The 19,331-nt window shown below is 55.1% G+C and carries 18 protein-coding genes; 6 read left to right on the top strand and 12 right to left on the bottom strand.

From position 1 onward, the window contains the following. Positions 1 to 183: 183 nt before the first annotated feature. Positions 184 to 1,461, bottom strand: a complete 1,278-nt coding sequence (locus J5A66_RS01980; RefSeq protein WP_211790803.1) for a TolC family protein — start codon at positions 1,459 to 1,461, stop codon at positions 184 to 186. A gap of 151 nt (positions 1,462 to 1,612) precedes the next feature. Between J5A66_RS01980 and J5A66_RS01985 the strand changes: the two genes are divergently transcribed. Continuing rightward, complete coding sequence (locus J5A66_RS01985; RefSeq protein ID WP_249110003.1) at positions 1,613 to 2,521, top strand: AraC family transcriptional regulator; 909 nt, start codon at positions 1,613 to 1,615, stop codon at positions 2,519 to 2,521. Between the two features lie 157 nt (positions 2,522 to 2,678). On the opposite strand, the gene J5A66_RS01990 is transcribed toward J5A66_RS01985, so the two are convergent. The 6 genes from J5A66_RS01990 to J5A66_RS02015 form a co-directional block, all read right to left on the bottom strand. Then, positions 2,679 to 3,695 (bottom strand): M28 family peptidase, encoded by a 1,017-nt coding sequence (locus J5A66_RS01990; RefSeq protein ID WP_211790804.1) that lies wholly within the window; start codon positions 3,693 to 3,695, stop codon positions 2,679 to 2,681. A gap of 39 nt (positions 3,696 to 3,734) precedes the next feature. After that, complete coding sequence (locus J5A66_RS01995) at positions 3,735 to 5,570, bottom strand: gamma-glutamyl-gamma-aminobutyrate hydrolase family protein (RefSeq protein WP_211790805.1); 1,836 nt, start codon at positions 5,568 to 5,570, stop codon at positions 3,735 to 3,737. Between the two features lie 320 nt (positions 5,571 to 5,890). Then, the gene (locus J5A66_RS02000; RefSeq protein ID WP_211790806.1) at positions 5,891 to 6,361 is read right to left on the bottom strand and encodes an Lrp/AsnC family transcriptional regulator; all 471 of its coding nucleotides are present in this window, start codon (positions 6,359 to 6,361) and stop codon (positions 5,891 to 5,893) included. 366 nt (positions 6,362 to 6,727) lie between these two features. Next, positions 6,728 to 7,699, bottom strand: a complete 972-nt coding sequence (locus tag J5A66_RS02005; RefSeq protein ID WP_211790807.1) for an FKBP-type peptidyl-prolyl cis-trans isomerase — start codon at positions 7,697 to 7,699, stop codon at positions 6,728 to 6,730. Beyond that, complete coding sequence (locus tag J5A66_RS02010) at positions 7,699 to 8,571, bottom strand: FKBP-type peptidyl-prolyl cis-trans isomerase (protein ID WP_211790808.1); 873 nt, start codon at positions 8,569 to 8,571, stop codon at positions 7,699 to 7,701. Before J5A66_RS02010 ends, J5A66_RS02005 begins: the two co-directional genes overlap by 1 nt. A 42-nt stretch (positions 8,572 to 8,613) precedes the next feature. Next, a complete protein-coding gene (locus tag J5A66_RS02015) occupies positions 8,614 to 9,219 on the bottom strand; it encodes an FKBP-type peptidyl-prolyl cis-trans isomerase (RefSeq protein WP_211790809.1) in 606 nt (201 codons plus the stop codon). 135 nt (positions 9,220 to 9,354) lie between these two features. Between J5A66_RS02015 and J5A66_RS02020 the strand changes: the two genes are divergently transcribed. After that, positions 9,355 to 10,074: a Sir2 family NAD-dependent protein deacetylase gene (locus J5A66_RS02020; RefSeq protein WP_211790810.1), complete on the top strand. Its 720-nt coding sequence runs from the start codon at positions 9,355 to 9,357 to the stop codon at positions 10,072 to 10,074. Here the strand turns inward: J5A66_RS02020 and J5A66_RS02025 are convergent. From J5A66_RS02025 to J5A66_RS02035, 3 genes are all read right to left on the bottom strand, one after another. Continuing rightward, the gene (locus J5A66_RS02025; protein WP_211790811.1) at positions 10,071 to 11,039 is read right to left on the bottom strand and encodes a CapA family protein; all 969 of its coding nucleotides are present in this window, start codon (positions 11,037 to 11,039) and stop codon (positions 10,071 to 10,073) included. The genes J5A66_RS02020 and J5A66_RS02025 overlap by 4 nt on opposite strands. A 380-nt stretch (positions 11,040 to 11,419) precedes the next feature. Beyond that, positions 11,420 to 13,855: a DUF3160 domain-containing protein gene (locus tag J5A66_RS02030; protein WP_211790812.1), complete on the bottom strand. Its 2,436-nt coding sequence runs from the start codon at positions 13,853 to 13,855 to the stop codon at positions 11,420 to 11,422. A 77-nt stretch (positions 13,856 to 13,932) separates the two neighbouring features. Next, positions 13,933 to 14,556 carry a hypothetical protein gene (locus J5A66_RS02035; protein ID WP_371742863.1) on the bottom strand — a complete coding sequence of 208 codons (624 nt, stop codon included), beginning with the start codon at positions 14,554 to 14,556 and terminating at the stop codon, positions 13,933 to 13,935. An 11-nt stretch (positions 14,557 to 14,567) separates the two neighbouring features. On the opposite strand from J5A66_RS02035, the gene J5A66_RS02040 reads away from it, so the two are divergent. The 4 genes from J5A66_RS02040 to J5A66_RS02055 all read left to right on the top strand — a co-directional run bounded on the left by J5A66_RS02040 (position 14,568) and on the right by J5A66_RS02055 (position 16,868). Next, the gene (locus tag J5A66_RS02040) at positions 14,568 to 14,768 is read left to right on the top strand and encodes a hypothetical protein (RefSeq protein WP_211790813.1); all 201 of its coding nucleotides are present in this window, start codon (positions 14,568 to 14,570) and stop codon (positions 14,766 to 14,768) included. Positions 14,769 to 14,959: 191 nt separating this feature from the next. Continuing rightward, positions 14,960 to 15,304 carry a hypothetical protein gene (locus tag J5A66_RS02045; RefSeq protein ID WP_211790814.1) on the top strand — a complete coding sequence of 115 codons (345 nt, stop codon included), beginning with the start codon at positions 14,960 to 14,962 and terminating at the stop codon, positions 15,302 to 15,304. After that, positions 15,301 to 16,191 carry an NAD kinase gene (locus tag J5A66_RS02050; RefSeq protein WP_211790815.1) on the top strand — a complete coding sequence of 297 codons (891 nt, stop codon included), beginning with the start codon at positions 15,301 to 15,303 and terminating at the stop codon, positions 16,189 to 16,191. Before J5A66_RS02045 ends, J5A66_RS02050 begins: the two co-directional genes overlap by 4 nt. Positions 16,192 to 16,289: 98 nt before the next feature. Beyond that, complete coding sequence (locus tag J5A66_RS02055) at positions 16,290 to 16,868, top strand: chromate transporter (protein WP_211790816.1); 579 nt, start codon at positions 16,290 to 16,292, stop codon at positions 16,866 to 16,868. Positions 16,869 to 17,002: 134 nt separating this feature from the next. On the opposite strand, the gene J5A66_RS02060 is transcribed toward J5A66_RS02055, so the two are convergent. Together J5A66_RS02060 and J5A66_RS02065 are read right to left on the bottom strand one after the other, a co-directional pair. After that, complete coding sequence (locus tag J5A66_RS02060) at positions 17,003 to 18,220, bottom strand: GH25 family lysozyme (protein WP_211790817.1); 1,218 nt, start codon at positions 18,218 to 18,220, stop codon at positions 17,003 to 17,005. After that, positions 18,217 to 19,233, bottom strand: coding sequence for a hypothetical protein (locus J5A66_RS02065; protein ID WP_211790818.1), 1,017 nt, complete (start codon positions 19,231 to 19,233; stop codon positions 18,217 to 18,219). The genes J5A66_RS02060 and J5A66_RS02065 overlap by 4 nt, the downstream gene beginning before the upstream one ends. Positions 19,234 to 19,331 lie beyond the last annotated feature (98 nt).

A 19,331-nucleotide genomic window follows, 5' to 3' on the forward strand; every position in this document is an offset into this window, starting at 1 on the left:
TCCCAAGATTGGGAAGGCTTGTTTTCTTCTTTTTCGAGATTTCCCAAAGTTGGGAATAGCTGTTTGGGCTATTTCCAGGACTTCCCCATGTTGGGACGAGCTGTTTTTCTTCTTTTCGGGGTTTCCCAACGTTGGGAAAGGTTGTTTTTGTTATTTCCGAAGCGTCCCAAAGTTGGGACGTTCTCATCGGCTCATTTCCAGCTCATACTGAGCCTGCAACCATTCAATTTCGTGTGTAGAACGGGCGATGCGGGCCGTGTTCTCGCGGGTAATCTCTTGGAGCAGACGATGGATGTCGATGGTGCCGTGAAGCAGTTGCGCCTCGGCAGCCCGTCTCACCCGTGTTCGAAGGGCGAGAATCTCATCGTCGGTCTGCATCCATCTTCTTCGGGCCTCGATGCGTTCGCGGTACTGAGTCTGCTCCAGTTGGTTGTTGAAGAAGAAGATCTGCCGTGCATTCTCGGCCTCGGCGCGTTGCACCTCTATTCGGCGCAGGTTGTTGCGCAAGGTATATGCACTGCCGATGCTCCACGAAAGGCGCACGCCCAGCAGAGCATTGAACGAGGGTCGGCGGCGCGTCATGTCATCGAAGAGGTTGAAACCGGGTCGCCCGTAGTAGCCCTGGGCAAACAGACCCAGTGTGGGCAGGAGCTGCGAGCGCAGACTTCGTTCTTGGGCATCGGCCAAACGCAACCGACGATCGATGAGAGCGAGCTCGGGACGAACAGTCTTGCCAGCGTCTTCCTCGATAGGAAGCGGCGGCTTTTCCAAACTGTCTATCTGCGCCACGCCGCAAAACAGAGCGAGCATCTTGCCCGTTGCGCGACGAAGGGAGAGGAGTTCGTCGCCCGTCTGAACAGCTCCGAGTCGTTCAACCCTTACCTGGTCTACGTCGCTCTGCATGGCCACGCCGCGCCGCAACATACGTTCGAGCCGATCTTCGTTGCTTTGGAGCAGTTGTTGCAGGTCGAGATTGAGGCGTATTCGCTCGTCCACCAGCAGCAAGGCGAAGAACAAATCTCTCACCCGCAACTGCACCTGGTAGAGGCCCACTTCGTTTTGTGCCGCCTCGACACTGGCCTCCCTCCGGGCCACATCGGCTCCTCGGGCCATCCGTTGTCCGTCCCACAACGTCTGGGTGACCTCCATTTGTAGGCGATACTGTTCCTTTGGCATCCCTTGAATACTGTAACCGCTCATCGAGAGCAACGTCTTCATCTGTTCGGGAAACTGCGCTGCGCGGTTTTGAATCGAGCCCTGTGCAGACAGTTGCACCTGTGGCAGCCAGCCCTTCTTCACGTTGGCCACGGTATATTCGGCCCCACGGCGAATCAAGTCGTAGCGTTGGATGAGCGGATAATTCAGTCGTGCCATCTCTAAGCATTGGTTCAGCGAGGTCTGCGCCTTGCTTTCCGCCGCCCAGCCTGTCAGCAAAAGAAATATCAGAAAGAAGTCTCTCATTGTCAATCGATTTTGTTTGATAAGGCAAAGGTAGGCCGAAGATGTTGCAGGAGCATTATCTTTTGTGGCTGTAAAATGTTCTTTTGGTGCACAATTTCTCGCTTCCTCCGGCTCGATCTCCCCCTTTTCGTTATCTTTGCATCAAAAAATAATGAGTATGACGGGCAGAGAAAAGGTGGAGACGCTCACCATCGAAGAGATCAGAAGCAGACTAAGCCACGAGGTAGACGAAGAAAGTCTGCCTGTCTTGATCGACGGACTGGCTGTCTTAGGCAAGGGTCGAAACCTCTTTGGCATAGCGGTGAAGACGAAAAGTCCGTATCGATTGCCGGGACTTCGCTTCGGATTGCTCACCCGAGGCTCGGTAGACCTGACGCTCAACCTTATCACCCGTCACGTCGAAGCCCCCTCGCTGGCGTTCTTCGGCGACGGTTCTATCCTTCAGCTCGAAGAGGTGGCCTCCGAAAGCGAGGTGCAGGGCATGATGGTTGAACCCAGTCTGCTTCAGCAAATCTTTCCCCACCAACCGCCCTCTGTCTTCAACGGTCAGCTGCAAGACTTCTTCGTGCCCGTAGAAACCGACCGACGCGAGCAGATAGAGTGCCTCTTTCGCGCCCTTTCTCTCACGGTGAACGAAGCCGTTTACAACCGCGAGGTGGCACAGCATCTCATCGCCGCCCTGGTGCATGCCTACAGCGAGGCCTACGAGGTGCAAGCCGACAAACCGCAAAATGCTTGTACGCGCGAGCGGGAACTCTTCAATCGGTTCATCCACTTGGTCAACGAGCATGGCAAACGCCAACACACCCTCGACTTTTATGCCGACCGTCTCTGTATCACTCAGCGTTATTTGAGCAGGGTGGTGCAACAGGTGAGCGACGTACATGCCAAGGAATGGATCGACCGAGCCCTGATCACCGAGGCGAAAGTGATGTTGAAACACAGCAGTAGGCCCGTTGCTGCCATTGCCGAAGAACTGCATTTTGCCAATCCCAGCTTTTTCAATAAGTTTTTCAAGCGGCTTGTCGGTGTTACGCCCAACGCCTTTCGGAATGGTTGAAAACCTCTGTTCCGTTTCCGGAAACAAGAACATCAAGAAGCCACCCCACAAAATACGACATGTTGTGGGGTGGCTTCTTTTCTGCGTTATCAGAGAGGAACCTTTCTGATTTCTTCAAGTAGGAGAGGCACTCTCGCTGTGAAGAGGGAGAGCGAGTTTATTTTTCGGTGAAGAGTGTCTGTATCACCGTCTGTCCAACAGCCTTCAGTGTGTGGCGATCGATGTGCTCAAGGTTATCGTCGAGCGTGTGCCAGGTGGGCCCGAAGGAGCTCTGAGTGCAGTCGGGATAAAAGGCAATCAGGTCGATTGTGGGGATGTTGGCGATGCGATTGAGGGGAACATGATCGTCGGTTATCATTCCACCGTCGGCCTTGGGAAAGTAACTGCCGAAGCCTGCAGCACGAGCGGCCCGCCACACCTTCTTGACAATCTCGGGAGCAAACTGCATCGAGAACCCTTCGCGGTAGAATCGGGCTCCTTGTCCACCCACCATGTCGAGCAGAATGCCGTAGCGCGCTTCGTAGCCTGCGGGCAGATGGGCGGCAAAATATTGCGCCCCTAAGGCCCAGGTATCTTCGCTATCCTGGCTATTAGCCCACTGTGGCGTGCCCCAGTCTTCGGCATCAAGACACACAAAGTCTACGCCGATCGTCAATCCGCCCGAGAGATGCAACTGTCGGGCGATCTCCAGCATCACGGCCACACCGCTGGCACCATCGTTGGCCCCGTCGATGGGTTTGCGCCAGTGAGTGCTATCGGGATCGTTGTCGGCCCAAGGGCGTGTGTCCCAGTGGGCGCAGAGCAGGATTCGGGTAGTGGCGGCAGGCCGATAGCGGGCAATGATGTTGCGACTGTTCAGCATCGTGCCGTCGTAGCCACGCAGACGGGCATGCTGACTGCTGACTTCGCAGCCATACTCGCTGAACTTTCGCGCTATCCAATCGCCGCAACGGTCGTGCGCCGACGTGTTCATCGCCCGCGGACCGAAAGCGCATTGCGCTCCGACGAAGGCATAAGCCGAATCGGCATCAAAGCTGGGGCCTACGGGATGGAGCCGTTCGGCGGCGGCTTCGGCCTCTTCGGCAGACCGATCGGCAGGCGACAGCCATCCCATGGCAAAGGCTACGACAAGGGCAAGGAGAATCATGAGGAAGAGAAGGATGAGTTTTTTCATTTTCTTGGGTGAATGTTGTGTGATGAGCGGGAGGAAGAATCAGGCGGTGGTGCAGGCTGCTTGTTCCTGCACTTGGCGCATCACGCGCAGCCAATTGCCGCCCCAGATGCGCTCGATGTCGGCCTCGCTGTATCGGCGGCGCAGCAGTTGAAGGGTGAAGTTGATGAGTTCGGAGGCATCGGCCAGGCCTCGCACGCCGCCATCGCCGTCGAAATCGGTCCCCAACCCCACGTGTTCGATTCCCATCACATGGATGGCGTGCTCGAGATGGGCCATGGCATCAAGGATACAGGCCTCGCCCTGCGTGCGAAGGAAGCCATGGTAGAGTGTGATATGTGCCACCCCACCTTTCGAAGCCAGCGCGCGCAGCTGGTCGTCGGTGAGATTGCGTGGAACGTCGCACAGAGCTTTGCAGTTGCTGTGACTGCAAACGATGGGCAACCGGCTGATGTCGAGGGCATCGTAAAAACTTTTTTCGCCGCCATGACTCAGGTCTACCATGATGCCGCAACGATTCATTTCGGCGATAACCTCAGCCCCGAAGCGGCTCACACCGTTGTGTGTGTGGTTGCCGCGAGCACTGTCGCAGAGATCGTTATCGCCGTTGTGGCAGAGCGTGATGTAGGTGATGCCGCGGCGGGCGAAGTGAGAAACATTGGCCAGGTCGTGTTCCAGGGCCAGTCCGTTCTCGATTCCCAGAACGATACTCTTCCGTCCCGCGCGTTTGTTGGCCGCAAGTTGTTCGGGCGTTCGAGCCAAAGCCACATAGGCAGCGTTGGCTTTCACGATGTCTTCTATCTTGTCGAAAATAAGATCGGCATAGGCTTTGGGACCGGCCACGTCGAAAGCTACCTTCTCGCAGAAGGACTCTCCGGCTTTGGGTTGCGGCAGATAGGCCACCATCGTGGTGGCATCCAGGCGTCCTTCGGTCATCTTGTGGAGGTCGACCAGCAAGCGTGGGTCGCGGCGGTCGAAGTGAACGTCGAGCGGAAAGAACATCGGCGTGTCGCAATGGGTGTCGAGCGTGAGAATGCGACTGTGCAACTGCTTGGCGCGGGCAAAGAGGCGGGCCTGCTCTACCAGCCATGTGAAGAGCGGAAGACCCTGCTGGCCCATCCACTCCGGGTGCCACTGAACGCCGAGAAGAGGCTTGCACTCGGTACTCTCCATGGCCTCGGGCACGCCGTCTGCCGAGGCTGCGGTGAACCGAAACCGATCGCCCGTGCGGCAGACGGCCTGGTGGTGGAAGGAGTTGACAAAGAGCCGGTCGGTCCCGTAGAGGTCGTGTAGGAGCGATGTAGGGTCGAGATGCACCGTGTGGGTGGCGTGATGGCGCGGCGCATCCTGTGAATGTCGCACCAAAGAGGTCGGCTCTGTGGGGAGAATCCCACGAAGAAGGGTGGCCGAGAGTTGGCTGCGTGCGTCCTGGGTGAGTGTCTCTTCGATGTCCTGAGCCACCTCTCCGCCCAATGCCATGGCCAGTGTTTGCATGCCACGGCAGATACCCAACATCGGGATCTGCCGGTGATAGGCCAATCGGGTGAGGAGAAGTTCGGGCAAATCGCGCTCCGAATTGATGCCGTGCAGTTTGGGAGAAGGTTCTGCTCCGCCCCAAAGCGGATTATAATCGGCTCCGCCCGTGAGCACCAATGCATCGAGAGATTCGAGCGTGCGGAGAAGAACAGCCGTGTCGGCAATGGGTGGAAGGAGCACGGGTGTGCCCCCGGCATCCACAATTTGGCGGTAATACCGGTCGAGAAGCAAGGCCCGACCGTCGTCGTAGTTGGCCGTCAGACCGATCAACGGCCGATTGTCGGCCGGCGGATAAGCGGCGTAAATTTGGTCGAGATGCGACTGTAAATCGAATTCGTTCATTTCTTATGGATCGTTTGGAGTAAGACACCCCGATGGGGCTTTCCGGATTTCGGGGCAGGAAAGGCAGGCTCTTTTTCTTGTCTTTCCATCTTCTTGAGAATCATGCGGTTACAAAGTCGTCTGCAAAAGCTAAGAAAACGCCTTACAAAAGCTAAGAAAACGCAATGCAAAAGCTAAGAGATGGCGGGGCAAAAGCTAAGAGATGAAGATGCGGAAGAGGTGGATGCAGGAGAGGAAGGCTCTCTTTCCGCCTCTCAGGAGGAGCGTTTTCGGCATTCGTTCTTTCTAAAAGAGCCTCTCGCCAACGGGGTGAACAGATGTCAGGAGTTGGCGTCCGGGTCGACGAGAATCTCTCGTTTGATGCTTTGTTCCAACGAGATGAGCGTCTCGGTGGAGACTACGCCCGGGATGGTTTGAAGCTGATTGTTGAGCAAGTCCATCAGTTGTTCGTTGTCTTTGGCGTACAATTTGATGAGCATCGTGTACGAACCGGTGGTGAAATGGCACTCCACGATTTCGGGAATCTTCTCCAGTCGGGTCACCACATCTTTATACATGCTTCCGCGTTCAAGGTTCAGACCGATGTAGGTGCAAGTGCTGTAACCCAAACTCTTGGGGTTTACGTCGAATCGGCTCCCCGTGATCACGCCATTTTCGATGAGATGCTGCACGCGCTGATGGATGGCGGCCCGCGAAACGCCGCATTCGGCTGCTACATCTTTAAACGGGATGCGTGCGTTTTGCGACAAGATGTTCAAGATTTTCTTGTCAAGACTGTCTATTTTATCCATGTTTTGTCTTTTTAGAATTTACCTTTTCTATATCGTAAGGTTTACAATTTGAAAGCAAAAGTAGGTATTAAAAATGATACGAACAACAAAAAGATAGGAAAATCGCTCTTTCTTCTGACAATAAGGCATCAAAGAGATAGAAAAATGCGGTGGGTCATGGATCGTTGTTTCGCAAACAAACTCCGGTTTTCTTCTTCGAAAAAGGCAGAAAAAAGCGATGGCGTTGCACCCTTTCTTTCATCAAAAGATGGGGGAAACAACGCCATCGGGGCTGTGTCGCGGGCTTTTCTGGCTTCTCGTTAGTGAAGAAACCCGCTTTGTTTTAAGGTTGGTGGCTTGTCTTCATAGGGAAGATGCCCGCAGATCTTATTTCTTTTTGCGGGGCGAAGCTTTCTTCACAACCTTGTTTGCAGGGGCTTTCGTCTCGGGTGCGTTCTGCACTTCGGGCATGGAAGGCTTGAAGCTGATCAGTTCGACGGTGAAAATCAGTGTTGAGAAAGGCTTGATTTGTCCGGTCTGATGCTGTCCGTAGGCCAGTTCCTGCGGGATGTAGAGTTCCCATTTGCTGCCGACAGGCATCAATTGTAGCGCCTCTGTCCAGCCCTGTATCACCTTATCGCAACGGAAAGAAGACGTGTCGGGGTTGCGTTTGTAGCTGCTGTCGAAGATGGTTCCATCGATAAGCTTGCCTTCATACTTCACAACGGCTTCGTCGGTGGCCTTCGGTTTCTCGCCCGTTCCGGCTACCAACACTTTGTATTGCAGTCCGCTGGGCAGTGTCACCACGCCTTCTTTCTTGGCATTGTCGGCCAACCACTGCACGTTCGCGTTCTTATAAGCCGTTACAACAGCTTCTTTCACTTCCTGGCGACGATTCTCGAAGAACTTCTGTGCAGCCGAATCGGTGTAGACGCTGTTGTCTTTTTGCAGGGCGGCAATAAAACCCCGATTGAAGAATTCGGCCGAAATGGAGTCTTTCGTACCCTCTAAACCATCCTGTACCGAGGGTAGGATGCGCTGTTGCGCCATGCCGGCAATCTGCATTCCGGCCATGTAGGCAACGAAAGCGGGATCTTGCTGGCTCTCCATCGCCTTTTGATAGCCGCGCACAAACGATTCGAGATAGGCCGTATCCACCTTGTACTGCTGCTGAATGAAAGGAATCAGCCCTTGTGTGGCGGTCTTTCCGGCGGCATAGCTCATCGAGTCGGACGAGGTTTTCAACACTGTGGCAGCGGGTTGCACTGCCTGTTTGGTCTCTTTCTTCTTTCCTGCCATGGCAGAAAATAAAGAAGCACTCGCCATGAAGACGAGTGCTAAGGTCATTGTCTTTTTCATTATTTTTCGATAGAAACAAGTTCGATCTTGAAAATCAGAGCCGAGAAGGGCTTGATCTGTGCCTGTTCGCGTTCGCCATAGGCGAGTTCTTGCGGGATGTACACTTCCCATACACTGCCAACGGGCATGTGGGTGAGCACTTCAGTCCAGCCTTTGATCACTTGATTGGCTCTCAGCGTTACGGGTTCGCCACGGGTATAAGAGCTGTCAAAGACTTTTCCGTCGATGGTTTTGCCCTCGTAGTGCACTTTTACGTTAGAGGTGTCGGTGGGGATAGCACCGCTTCCCTCCTTGATCACTTTGTATTGAACGCCGCCTTTGAGGGTTTTCACGCCCGGTTTGGTTTTGTTGGCTGCCAGGAACTTTTCTCCGGCTACCTTGTTGGGGCCGTATTCTTTCTCCATGTTCTTGGCTTTGATTTGCTGCATCTTGGTTTGTGCCACTTCCATAGCCTTTTCCATAGGCATCAAAGCTTTCTTTCCGGTGGTGCCGGCAATGAAACCAGCCATGAAATTCTTCAAAGAGATGGTCTTAGTGGAGTCTTCTCCGAAGAGTTCATGATTGATACCCTTTACCATTTGGTTGGAAATCTGCTGTCCGATTTGGATTCCGGCATAGTAGGCAGCCTTCTTTTTGTCGTCGCCGGCATTGGCTCCGTCGTTCAAACCTTTCACAAAGTCGGCCATATAGGCGGTGTCTACGCCCATACGCGAAACCATGTATTCTTTGAGACCTTGGGTTTGAGAAAGTCCCATGGCGTAACTCATCGAGTCTACATCACTCTTGAGGTCGGCCTTAGGAGTGGAGTTGCCGCAAGAATAAAGCGTTGCAGCAACGATAGCCATAGCGGCTACGATTGTCATTTTCTTCATTTGTATATTTGTTTTGTTGAATGGACACGTTTGATGGAGGAACTACAGCACTTCGATGAGCTCTACATCGAACACCAAAGCGGCAAAGGGCGGAATGGAACTGCCTGCGCCGCGTTCGCCATAACCTAAGTGGTAGGGGATGAAGAAGCGATACTTGGCCCCTTCTTTCATCAGTTGCAGGCCCTCGGTCCAACCGGCGATGACTCCGTTTAGCGGGAAGGTGGCGGGTGCACCACGCTGAATGGAACTGTCGAACATCGTTCCGTCTACGAGCATGCCTTCGTAATGGCATTTCACTTGGTCGGTGGCTTTGGGGCTTTTTCCGTTTCCCTCTTTGAGAATCTGATATTGCAAGCCGCTGGGAAGGGTAACGATGCCTTCTTTCTTGGCATTCTCTGCCAGATAGTTTTCGCCTTGTTCTTTGGCCACTTTGCCTTTCTCGGCGGCAGCAGAACGTTGTTTTTCTTCTTGCTTTTGGAAGAAGTCTTGCACGATTTGTTGTGCTTCGCGTTCGTCCAACTCGAGCTTCGAACCTGCCAATACGTCTTTGATGGCGCGTGCAAAGCAGTCGATGTTCAGGTTGTCTGCACCCATCTGTGAGAGTTGTCGCCCGATACCGAGCCCTAAAGCATAGCTCACTTTATCCATAAATCTTCGTTTATTGTTTGTTTCTGATGTTTGTTTGCTGGCACAAAGTTACAACTATTTACCCTATTTGGTCTACGTTTTAAGGAAAAAACGCTATTTTTGGGCAAAGCAAAACATAGAGTGATGACTGCAAAGATGAAGAAAATCGTATTCCTTACGGGAGCGGGGATGTCGGTAGAGAGCGGATTCAAGACGTTCAGAGGGGCTGATGGACTGTGGGAGAACTTCCCCGTTCAGCAGGTGGCAACGCATGAAGGATGGCTGGCCGACCCTACTTTGGTGACGAACTTTTATAATGACTTGCGCCAAAAGCTGTTCCTCTCGCAGCCCAACGAGGGGCACCGACTCATTGCGCAGCTGGAGAGTCGCTTTCGGGTGACGGTAGTAACGCAGAACGTTGACAATCTGCACGAACGGGCTGGCTCGTCGAGGGTGATTCATCTGCATGGCGAATTGGCGAAGGTTTGTTCTTCGGCCGACCCTTACAATCCGCGTTTCCGCCGACAGCTTACGTCCGAAACGGCTCGTGTGGTACCTGGAACGTTGGCAGAGGACGGGTCGCTGCTGCGTCCTTTCATTGTGTTCTTTGGCGAGGCGGTGCCGATGATCGAACCGGCCATCGAGGAAACCATCGAGGCTGATGTGTTTGTCGTCGTGGGTACGTCGTTGAATGTCTATCCGGCAGCAGGGCTTCTCCATCATGTTCCACCCCAGGTGCCGGTCTTTATCATCGACCCCGACCCCATCAGCACTCGCCATCGCCGGCCGATGACGCAATTACAGATGGGGGCTTCGCAGGGCATGCGCGAACTGACGGATCGGTTTTTCGCACTCGAAAATGGACCGAGCCTTTAGGTCCCTATCAGCCAGGGAACGCAGTGGCGGATTTCAATGGGAAGGGTTTCTATGGTAGCCGAACGGTTGGTGAGTCGCAGCCGAACGAGACAGGCGCGGGTGTTGAGAGGGCGAGACTGGTCGAAGATGAAGTTGCCGATGCTGTAGTAGATACGGCTTCCACGATAGTCTTCGATGGTTTGCAGCGTGTGGCTGTGATGGCCAACGAGGAGATCGGTTCCGGCTTCCACCAATTGGTGGGCCAGTTGCCGTTGTGCGGCGGTGGGTTGGAGTTCATGTTCGCGCCCCCAATGCAGGCACACGATGAGATAGGCTTGTGGATGCTCCATCCGCAGACGACGAACGCGAGTCAGGAGCGAGTCTTCCGGTTCTTGACTTACGCAAGGTCGATGGGGCAGATAAGCGTAGTTTTCGAGTGGTAGGCGCAACGAGGCGATCAGATAGACGGGGCGCGGATGAGCGGAGAGCTTCACCGGGGCAGCAGCTTCTGCCATCGTCTGGCCCGCTCCCACGGGCGTCATCCCGGCCTGAGAGATGTTGTGGCGCGTGTCTTGCAGGGCTTGCCGACCTTGATCGATGCTGTGATTGTTGGCCAGGTTGAGGTGGGTGAATCCGTATCGGCGTAGCACCGAGAGCCACTCGGGCTCGGCCCGAAAGACGAATCGCTTGAACACGGGTTCTCGGATGCGGGTGGCGGGGCACTCGAGGTTGCCTATCACGAGATTCGACGTGGCCAGAACATGTTGCACGCCGAGACTAAAGAGACTCTCTACGCCTCCTCGGGCGATGGGCCGACGCACGCCTCGGTCGAGCAGAATATCGCCCGTGAAGGTGATGGTGAGGGTATCGCTCTTGATTGAGGAGGAAGGACCGGAGAGAGTAGGAGGTGAAGAGAGTAAAGAGAAAAGGAAGTGGAGGAGCAAAGGAGTGAAAAGGAGTGAAGGAGTGAAAAGGAGTGAAGACATTACCTTATAATAATAGTATGGAAAAATAAAACTTTTATGGTTTCCTCGTTCTGCAGCTGCAGAAGCATCGTTTGGGGGTGTTCTGCCTTTCTGTAGGTGCAGAAAGGCATTCTGCCGGCGGTTCTATCGTTCTGCAGGTGTAGAAACATATTCCACTTCCGGTTCTATGTGTCTCTCCGGGGGAAAGTGCATTTCGTTGCCGGTTCTACGTTTCCCTCCCGGGGGAAGTGCATTCTGTTGCTGGTTCTACGTTTCCCTTCCGGTAGAAAAAGCATTCCATTGCTGATTCTACGTTTCCCTCCCGGGGGAAAGTGCATTCCGTTGCCGGTTCTGCATTTCCCCCCGGGGGGAAGCTTTTGGATGTTCTGCCAAGCGGCGGGTTAGCATCCCGAACTATAGAAAATTTCTTCGTTGTCGGCAGGCTGTTGCTCCAATGGCACGAGGATGTCGTTCATCCAACGAGGCAGGCCCAGGAGGGGCTTTTGGTGCAGGCGTTCTTGCCATTCTTCGTCGGTGAGGCGGGGTTCGTCGATCGATTGTTCGAACTCGCGATAGGAGAGCACAGCCCCGCGCATGAGGTAGAACTCGCCGCCGATGGGCACGACGACGTAGAGCTGATGGGCCGGACCGGTGGCTTCGTAGAGGATAGAAGGATGGGGGTTGTTGGGAGCGTTGGCGGTGTAGACGTCGGCCACGATGGCCACCGATTTGTCGGCACCGGAGATGTCGTCCCAACCGGAGAGATATTCTTCGTCGTTGCGGGCCAGGTCGAGCGAGATGTTCTCGCACTGCGAACCGATGATCTCGATAGATTTGTATTCTTCGTCGTCTAACAGACCGGTGCCGGCGAGTTCTTTCCGACTGACGTTCAGCAGAAACTCGGCCATCTCCCGCACACGTTCGGTGGTTCGACGGGCCTTATCGGTCATCAGGTCAAAGCGGCGCAGCAGACTGTCGAGGTGTTCGGTCAGGGCCACGGCTCGGCTCCAGAAGGCCACGTTGGGTTCGACGTAACCTTTAACTACCGGTTCCGGCGGACCGCCCGAGCCGCACTCGGCCCCCATCGGCTGTTTGGCATAGAGGATGGCGTCGTGCTTCAGCTCGGCCCATGAAGCCAGGGCCGTGTTCAGGTTTTTCTTCTCCCACGCAGATGTCTGCATAAAATAAGGGGCACGGAGCACGGGGCGGTTCATCTCCCGCAGGGCGTCGATCCAGCGCGTGGCCAGGGTTTGCTGCCAGTCGATTTGTCCCATGCGCACCCGCATGCTGTCGAGCGTAGGGCGGAATCCCTCCCAACGGCGGTCTTCCTCTCGTTCGTCAAGGAGGATTCGCTCGGCGGCGGGGCAGCCCAGGGCGGCAAAGACGTCGAGCCCGGCGGGAACAGCTCGATGGGCAGGGTCGTTGCGGGAGTCGACCATCTCGTTGAGCACTTCAGCGTCGGGCATGTAACGTTGCGGCATGAGGTTGATTTTGTGCCGACTTGTGGCCTCGAATTTCGGTCGGATGCGCGTCTGCCGTTCCGAGAGTTGCTCCACCTGTGTGCGCAGGTCGGCCATCAACGTAGAGTTGGAGAGCATCCATTCGATCTCGCCCCCCGGTAGCAGACCCTGCAGGATGGTGTACACCTGCGGGATGGTGATGTTGTCGGGCTCGCCGAAGAGATACGTCATCGGCTCGAAGAGCTGGTTATAGAGGCGTTGCATCTTCTCGTTCCGACCGATCGTCCAGGCCAGCAAAGCCGCCCGTTTGAGCTGATCGGGCTTGTCGGTGCCGAAGGGAACGGTCTGCAACCACATCATCGTGCGGAAGTAGCGTTGGATACGCGCTGAACGGGTGTAGTGGCCGCGCGGACGGAAAAGCGAATAGGGAAACAGCACAGGACCGGGATAGCCCAGAAATTCCGACAGCGTGTTCTCGGCTCTGTTCACCCTGGCCACCTCCTCCTCCACGATGCGGCGGTAGGCGGGGCGCGTTCCGGCAGGCACTCGACCCGTTTCCAACGTCAAGGCTATGGCGAAATAGGCCTGAGCGTATTCGGCGGCGCGGCGGGTTTCGGCTCCGAGCCGCGGACGGGTCAGGAGTTCGGTCATGCGGTTGAACATACCCTGACAGAAGAGCGTGGTGAGTGAGTCGAGCCGTCGTTCCTCGACGTCGCGCAAGACGTTGTCGAAGTAGAAGTGGAAGAGTTGCAGGTAGAGATCGGTCGTGACGAAGCTGGGGAAGTCGGTGTAGTCGTTTTTCTCGTAGATGTGGAAGAGTTGCAGCTTTGTGTCGGGTACGATGGCAAAGCCGTTGCGGGCGAGGGCGGATTGAAGTCGCGGGTCGAACTCTTCGAGTTGGAAAGGATTGAGTAACAGATCGAGGTTCACAATGTGCCCTTTTGCCGGCTGAGCCTTTTCTCGAAGGAGGCGAGCTTCCTGTTGGCGGATGCGGTCGACGAAGGCCTGCTCTGCCGGGAGCAGCTTGAGAGGCGGCTGACCGTAATCCTCTTTCGGATCGTCGGTGAGTGTTGCGCCCGTTTGTGGGTTGTCCATCCGTTCCCAGGTAATCGAGTCATACCATGACGTCTGTGCATAGATGCTGCGCAGGTCGGCCTCTTTAAAGATATAGCCCTTGCGTGCTGCAAAACCATTACGCAGCACTCGCAGTTCGGCCAACGAGAGCCGAGACAGGTCCATTTTTGTATCGATGTGCTTGTAAAACTGCTCAATGTCGAGCTTTCCCTTGCCCGGTAGAATCACCTGCTTGGGCTTCTCCTGTGCCCACAGACTCATGCCCGCAGCCATTGCGAGCGTAAACAGCATTCCTTTTTTCATAAATAGAGAATTGATCATTGAATGTTGATGGATAAGTGGAACTCTGCCCAGTAGGTATGCGTGCGCCTGTTCCTTCCTCATTCGTCTTCCGACTCAAAGACTCTCAGAGCCTCTTCCCGTCCCACTTTCACCACTAAGAAGCGGACGAATCCCAGTCCAAAGCCCTGCCAGCGATATTCGGCCACAACGTATAGGCCGTCTCGCGTGGTTTCCAGGCTGCGCACCCGCCCGGCTACGAAGCGGAAGTCTTGCAAAATGCCGCCCAACTTCGAACCGAGCCAAAGTGGTCGCACCCGCCCCTTGTAGTTTTTGAAGATAAATAGGCGACGACCTCTCTGCCGATAGAATCGCGTTTGATTCACCACCCCCACCAGGGCGTCCACTCGTCCGTCGCCGTCTACATCGCCCGTGCAGAATCGATAGACGGGATGCGGCAGCGACCAGCGGTGAAGCATGGAGTCCGTGGAGAGTGTGAGGAAGTAGAGGCTGTCGGTCTGCTTTTCCAAACCAAACGTTTGCGTCCGCCCTGCTGTCATCCAGCCCAGGAGCAGAGCAAGAAGACCCATCCGCTTCGCCACTCTCCGCATGCTGCTTGCAAATATAGTATCTTTTCCGCACATTCCGGCAGGCACCCGCAACTCGATGCGCTGCCTGTCGGCGGTATCTATATCGTGAACGGTAAGAAATTTGTGAAACTCCAATCCACACAGCCATGATGAAAAAAGCTTATTACACCCCGCAGATACAACTTGTAGACATCAAAGATTTGTACGACGTGTTGGGCGGACTGCCCATCCCCATCTCGCGCCATGGTGCGGCCGGCGACGGCGGCGATGCCAAGGCCGGCGATTTCTTCGACGAGGAGGAAGAAGAGCCCTTCGAGCAGCAACCTTGGCAAAATGCCGGATATTAGGTGCGTCTTGATGACTCCTGCCGATTGCACACCTGGTGGAAATTGATGGAGATGATCGCCCGTTGTGCGGGAGAGCATCACAACAGATGCGGGAGATCATCGCACGATAGACGGGAGATGACCTCCCGAACCTCCGGAAGTCATCTCCCGCATCACCAAAGGTCATCTCCCGTCAAGACAGATACCACTTGATGGAAAAACAAACACGAGTTTGGGAATGCCTCGTTGAGGGCTCCCGAACTCGCTTTTTTGATCTCCCTTTTTCGGGTAAAAGCTCTGGATGGTTTCGCGAAATCCTCGTCCCAACTTTGGGAAACCTCGAAAACGCCGAAAACTGGGCTTCCCAACTTTGGGAAGGGCAGAAGAGAAGAAAAAGAAACGGTCCCAAGGTTGGGAAGGGCAGAAAACAAGAAAAACAGAGTTTCCCAATTTTGGGAAACATGGAAAATGCAGAGAATAGGCCTTCCCAAAGTCGGGACGCGTATTTCTCGCAGATTTTACCTAAATTTGCAGTCGTTATCAACCACCAAGAATGACGAACGATGCACTGGAGTTTGCCCTTTTCGGCAACACCTATCAAGAGAAAAACGAACAGGCCATTCGACAGACGCTGTGCTGCCTGGCGAGCCACGGCGCGCGGGTGCACATCGACCGTCCCTTCTACCGCTGGCTGGTGCAGGAGGGATTGATGGAGCATGAGGCCGATACCTTCGATGGCGACCGCTTCTCGGCTCATTTCGCCCTCTCCTTGGGCGGAGACGGCACTTTTCTCAAAGCCGCCGGGCGGGTGGGGGCCAAGCCTATTCCCATTGTGGGCATCAATATGGGGCGACTGGGTTTCTTGGCCGACGTGATGCCCGACGAGGTGGAGGGTGCGCTCGGCGAGATTTTTGCCGGACAATTCTCCTTAGAGGCGCATGCTGTGATCGAGGTGGAGGTGGATGGCGAGACCTTCGACGGCAATCCTTTTGCTGTGAACGACGTGGCAGTGCTCAAACGAGACAATGCGGCCATGATTTCGATTCACGCCAACATCAACGGCGAGGAACTGGTGACCTATCAGGCCGACGGACTGATCGTGGCCACGCCGGCGGGGTCTACAGCCTATAACCTGTCGAACGGTGGCCCTATCATTGTGCCTGGCACCCACAGCTTCATCCTCACGCCGGTGGCTCCGCATAGTCTCAATGTACGTCCCATCGTGGTGAGCGATGATGTCTGCATCGAACTGCGGGTGGAGAGTAGGTCGCACTGCTACCTTGTGGCTGTAGACGGTCGGAGCCGACCTCTGACCGAGGGCACCACCATTCGCTTGCGCAAAGCTCCCTATGCCGTGCAACTGGTGCGCCGGCAGGGACAGAGCTATTTCGCCACGCTGAGAAATAAAATGATGTGGGGGGCCGACCGCCGAACACCGTTCTAAACTCTCGCAGTCGCACTTTTCGCCCATAGAAACGAGGAGGCTCAACGAGAGGTAGGACATCGATCGGAGACTCCGACCCGTAAAGAACAATTGCAACGATGGTTTTCTTAGAACTTTTTTATACCTTCTTCATCATCGGACTCTTTGGGTTCGGCGGCGGCTATGGCATGCTCTCGCTCATTCAAACCCAAACGGTGGTGCAGCACCATTGGCTCAGTTCGGCCGAATTTACCAATATCGTAGCCATCTCGCAAATGACGCCCGGTCCTATCGGTATCAACGCCGCCACTTATTGCGGCTATGTGGCCGTGCAGAACGCAGGGATGGGTACACCTCTGGCCGTGCTGGGCAGCGTCGTGGCTACGCTGGCCTTGGTGCTGCCGTCGTTCATCCTGATGGTGCTCATCAGTAAGATGTTTATGAAATACATGGACACGAAGCCCGTGCAGAGCATCTTCGCCGGGCTCCGACCCGCTGTCGTAGGACTGCTTGCCGCTGCAGCCTTGCTGTTGATGACGACCGACAACTTTGGTTCGCCCTCGCACAGTCCGTGGCAGTTTGGTGTGAGCCTCTTTCTCTTTGTCGCCACTTTTGTGGGTACGAAGTTCCTCCACATCCATCCCATCCGGATGATGGGCTATGCTGCCATCGCCGGTCTGCTCCTGCTGTATGAGTGATGGATGAGGAGAGGGTAGGAGCGTTATATCTTTCTGATGAAATAAAAAATAAGAGGCCTTTCTCGAAGAGAGAAAGGCCTCGTTTAGGGTTGTTGTCAAATGCAAAGATAGGAATTATTCGTTGCAAAATGGCACTAAAGTGTTTGAAGAAATCGGTCGAAAACGTCTTGATAGCCGTTGAAAACACTGATGTCTACCTCGCCGTGGATGCCTCGCACGCGTCCGTCGGGGCAGAGCTGCCAGTAGAGCAGGTGCACGTCGGGCTTGTATTCGCCATAACGAGCGATCCAAATATCATAATTGCGCTTGAGGTCGGGAGCCAAGGGTAGATAGCGATTGACGAATTGCTGACTGATGTAGAGCACCGGTCGTCGCCCGGTCTGTCTACGAACAATGGAGAGCCAGGTGCGAACACGAGCAAAGAGCTCGGCTGCACCGCCGATGCGATGAATTTGTTGAGGAGTGGGTTCGACATCGAGCACCGGTGGGAGGTCGCCTCGACGGAAATAGGAGCGGCGCAGAAAATGACGGGCTTGCGCTGCAGCCGGAGTGTGAATGGAGAAGAAATGATAGGAGCCTACACGAAAACCGTGAGCGCGAGCTGCGCGATAGTCGGCGCGATAGAAAGGATTGAGGAGTGTGGTGCCCTCGGTCGACTTGATATAAAGAAAGGAAATGGGATAGTCTACCCGTCCGTGGATGGCTTTCCGGCTGGCGTTGCCCAGATGCGTGATGCGAAGTTGGGACCAATGGATGGGATATCGACGACCGCCGACGAGATGCTGATACTTGGAGATATCGATGCCGTAGATGCGTTCGGTGGTGTAGGTGAGTCGTTCGCCGAGGAAACGCCCGTTGCGAAACTCTCCCACACGTAGTTTGTGCTGTGGCGTAAAGGCGAAACCGTGGCCATTGAGAGCGTCTCTTTCCCATCGCCCCTCGCTGTAGCTGCCGTCTGGTGCGAGTAGCGAGCCATGTCCGCAGGCGCGCATCTCTCGGTCGAAGCAACCGCGATAGAGGCCCGCGGCATCCTCGCGACTCCCGCTCACCAGCGTATCAGCATTCCAAGTGCCTGCGATTTGCCGACCTTGTGCATCGGTGCAGAGGCCTGGTCCTTGCCGCCGACCATGGTTCCAATGTCCGGCATATATCACACTGTCTTTCACCAACAGCACGCCGTAGCCATGATAGCGGCCGTGTTGCAGCGCACCTTGATAGAGCGTGTCGCCGCGTTGCAAGAGAGCCTGACCGGTTTGTCCTTCATCGAGGGTACGCACGCGGAGTTGGCACGAGGCCAAGAGACTCATACCGAGAAAGAGGAGGAAGACAAAGGGGAGACGAATTCTTTTCATAGTTTGTCTGAAAGAACAGGATGAGAGATGAAACGACCATCGGAAATCCATCCCACAAAACCACCTGTAGGCGTAAAAACAGGCGACCCGCCGGGGAAGAGCACTTCACCGGAAGGGCAAATACTGTCACGGCGAAAGTGAACGGGAATGACAACGGCCTGTACGGGAGCCTTTTTGGCGGAACTTGCGAGGGGATGAGAGGGGAGGAAAAGTAGTCCGGGATAAGAGGCCACGAGCTTTTCGCCCTTGGTGGCGACCGCCCATGGCAGCGGCGAGAGCGGTTGAACGCCAGGAGGAGTCTGCTCGTCGGCAGTTTGCAACAGCACCCATCCCTGTTGTGTATCTGTCGCTCTCGGTTTCATGACAAAGTTCCCGCCAGCCGTCATCACCTTATATATATAGTGCACACGGTGTACAGGAGGAACGTCGGGCGAGAAACGACGCAGCTGTAGAAGTAGAGCCGCCGTGCGGGCAACAGATCCTCGCTGCTGAAGAGCTCGCTCGGCGATGTCCGTGTAGCCCTCGTCCTGCACGCTGTGCACCCGCAGATATTCTTCCATTTCGGTCAACTGCTTCTTCATCCGGCGATGTTCGGCCTCTAAATTCTGTATCGTCCGCAGTCGCACCTGTCGCCATCCTTTGCCCGAAAGTGTATCATGCCAACTGCCCGAGGGAGCCTCCGTCAGCAATGTGCCATGGCAAGAGGGAATGAGAGGATAGCGGTTCACCCACCAACCCACCTTTCGGTGCGGGCGCATCAATGTGGAATCGGGCGCAAGAGCAGGCAAGACGAGAGAGGAATCCGGGCCAATGCCAGCGAAGAACACCTGCTGTCCACTCGTCGGCGTGAGCGTTTCGTAGCGAATGCACTCCACAAGGGCCACGCTCCGCTCCATTTCCTCGCGCGAATAAAAGAAATGCCACCAGCCATACATCGCCGCAGCTGCAAGCAGTAGGCAGACTGCCGCGACCCATCTCACACCCTTTCCTCTCCAGTTTCTTTTCTGTTTCATTTTCGAATAGCTTGTTCGCAGTCATCCTCTTCCGGTCTCTCTTCTGTGAATGGAAATCCGGCAGAAGTACGTTTTGTCTTGGGGTGCAAAGGTAAGGC

Origin of the sequence: Prevotella sp. oral taxon 475 (genome assembly GCF_018127805.1) — a bacterium.
Classification (GTDB): Bacteria; Bacteroidota; Bacteroidia; order Bacteroidales; family Bacteroidaceae; genus Prevotella.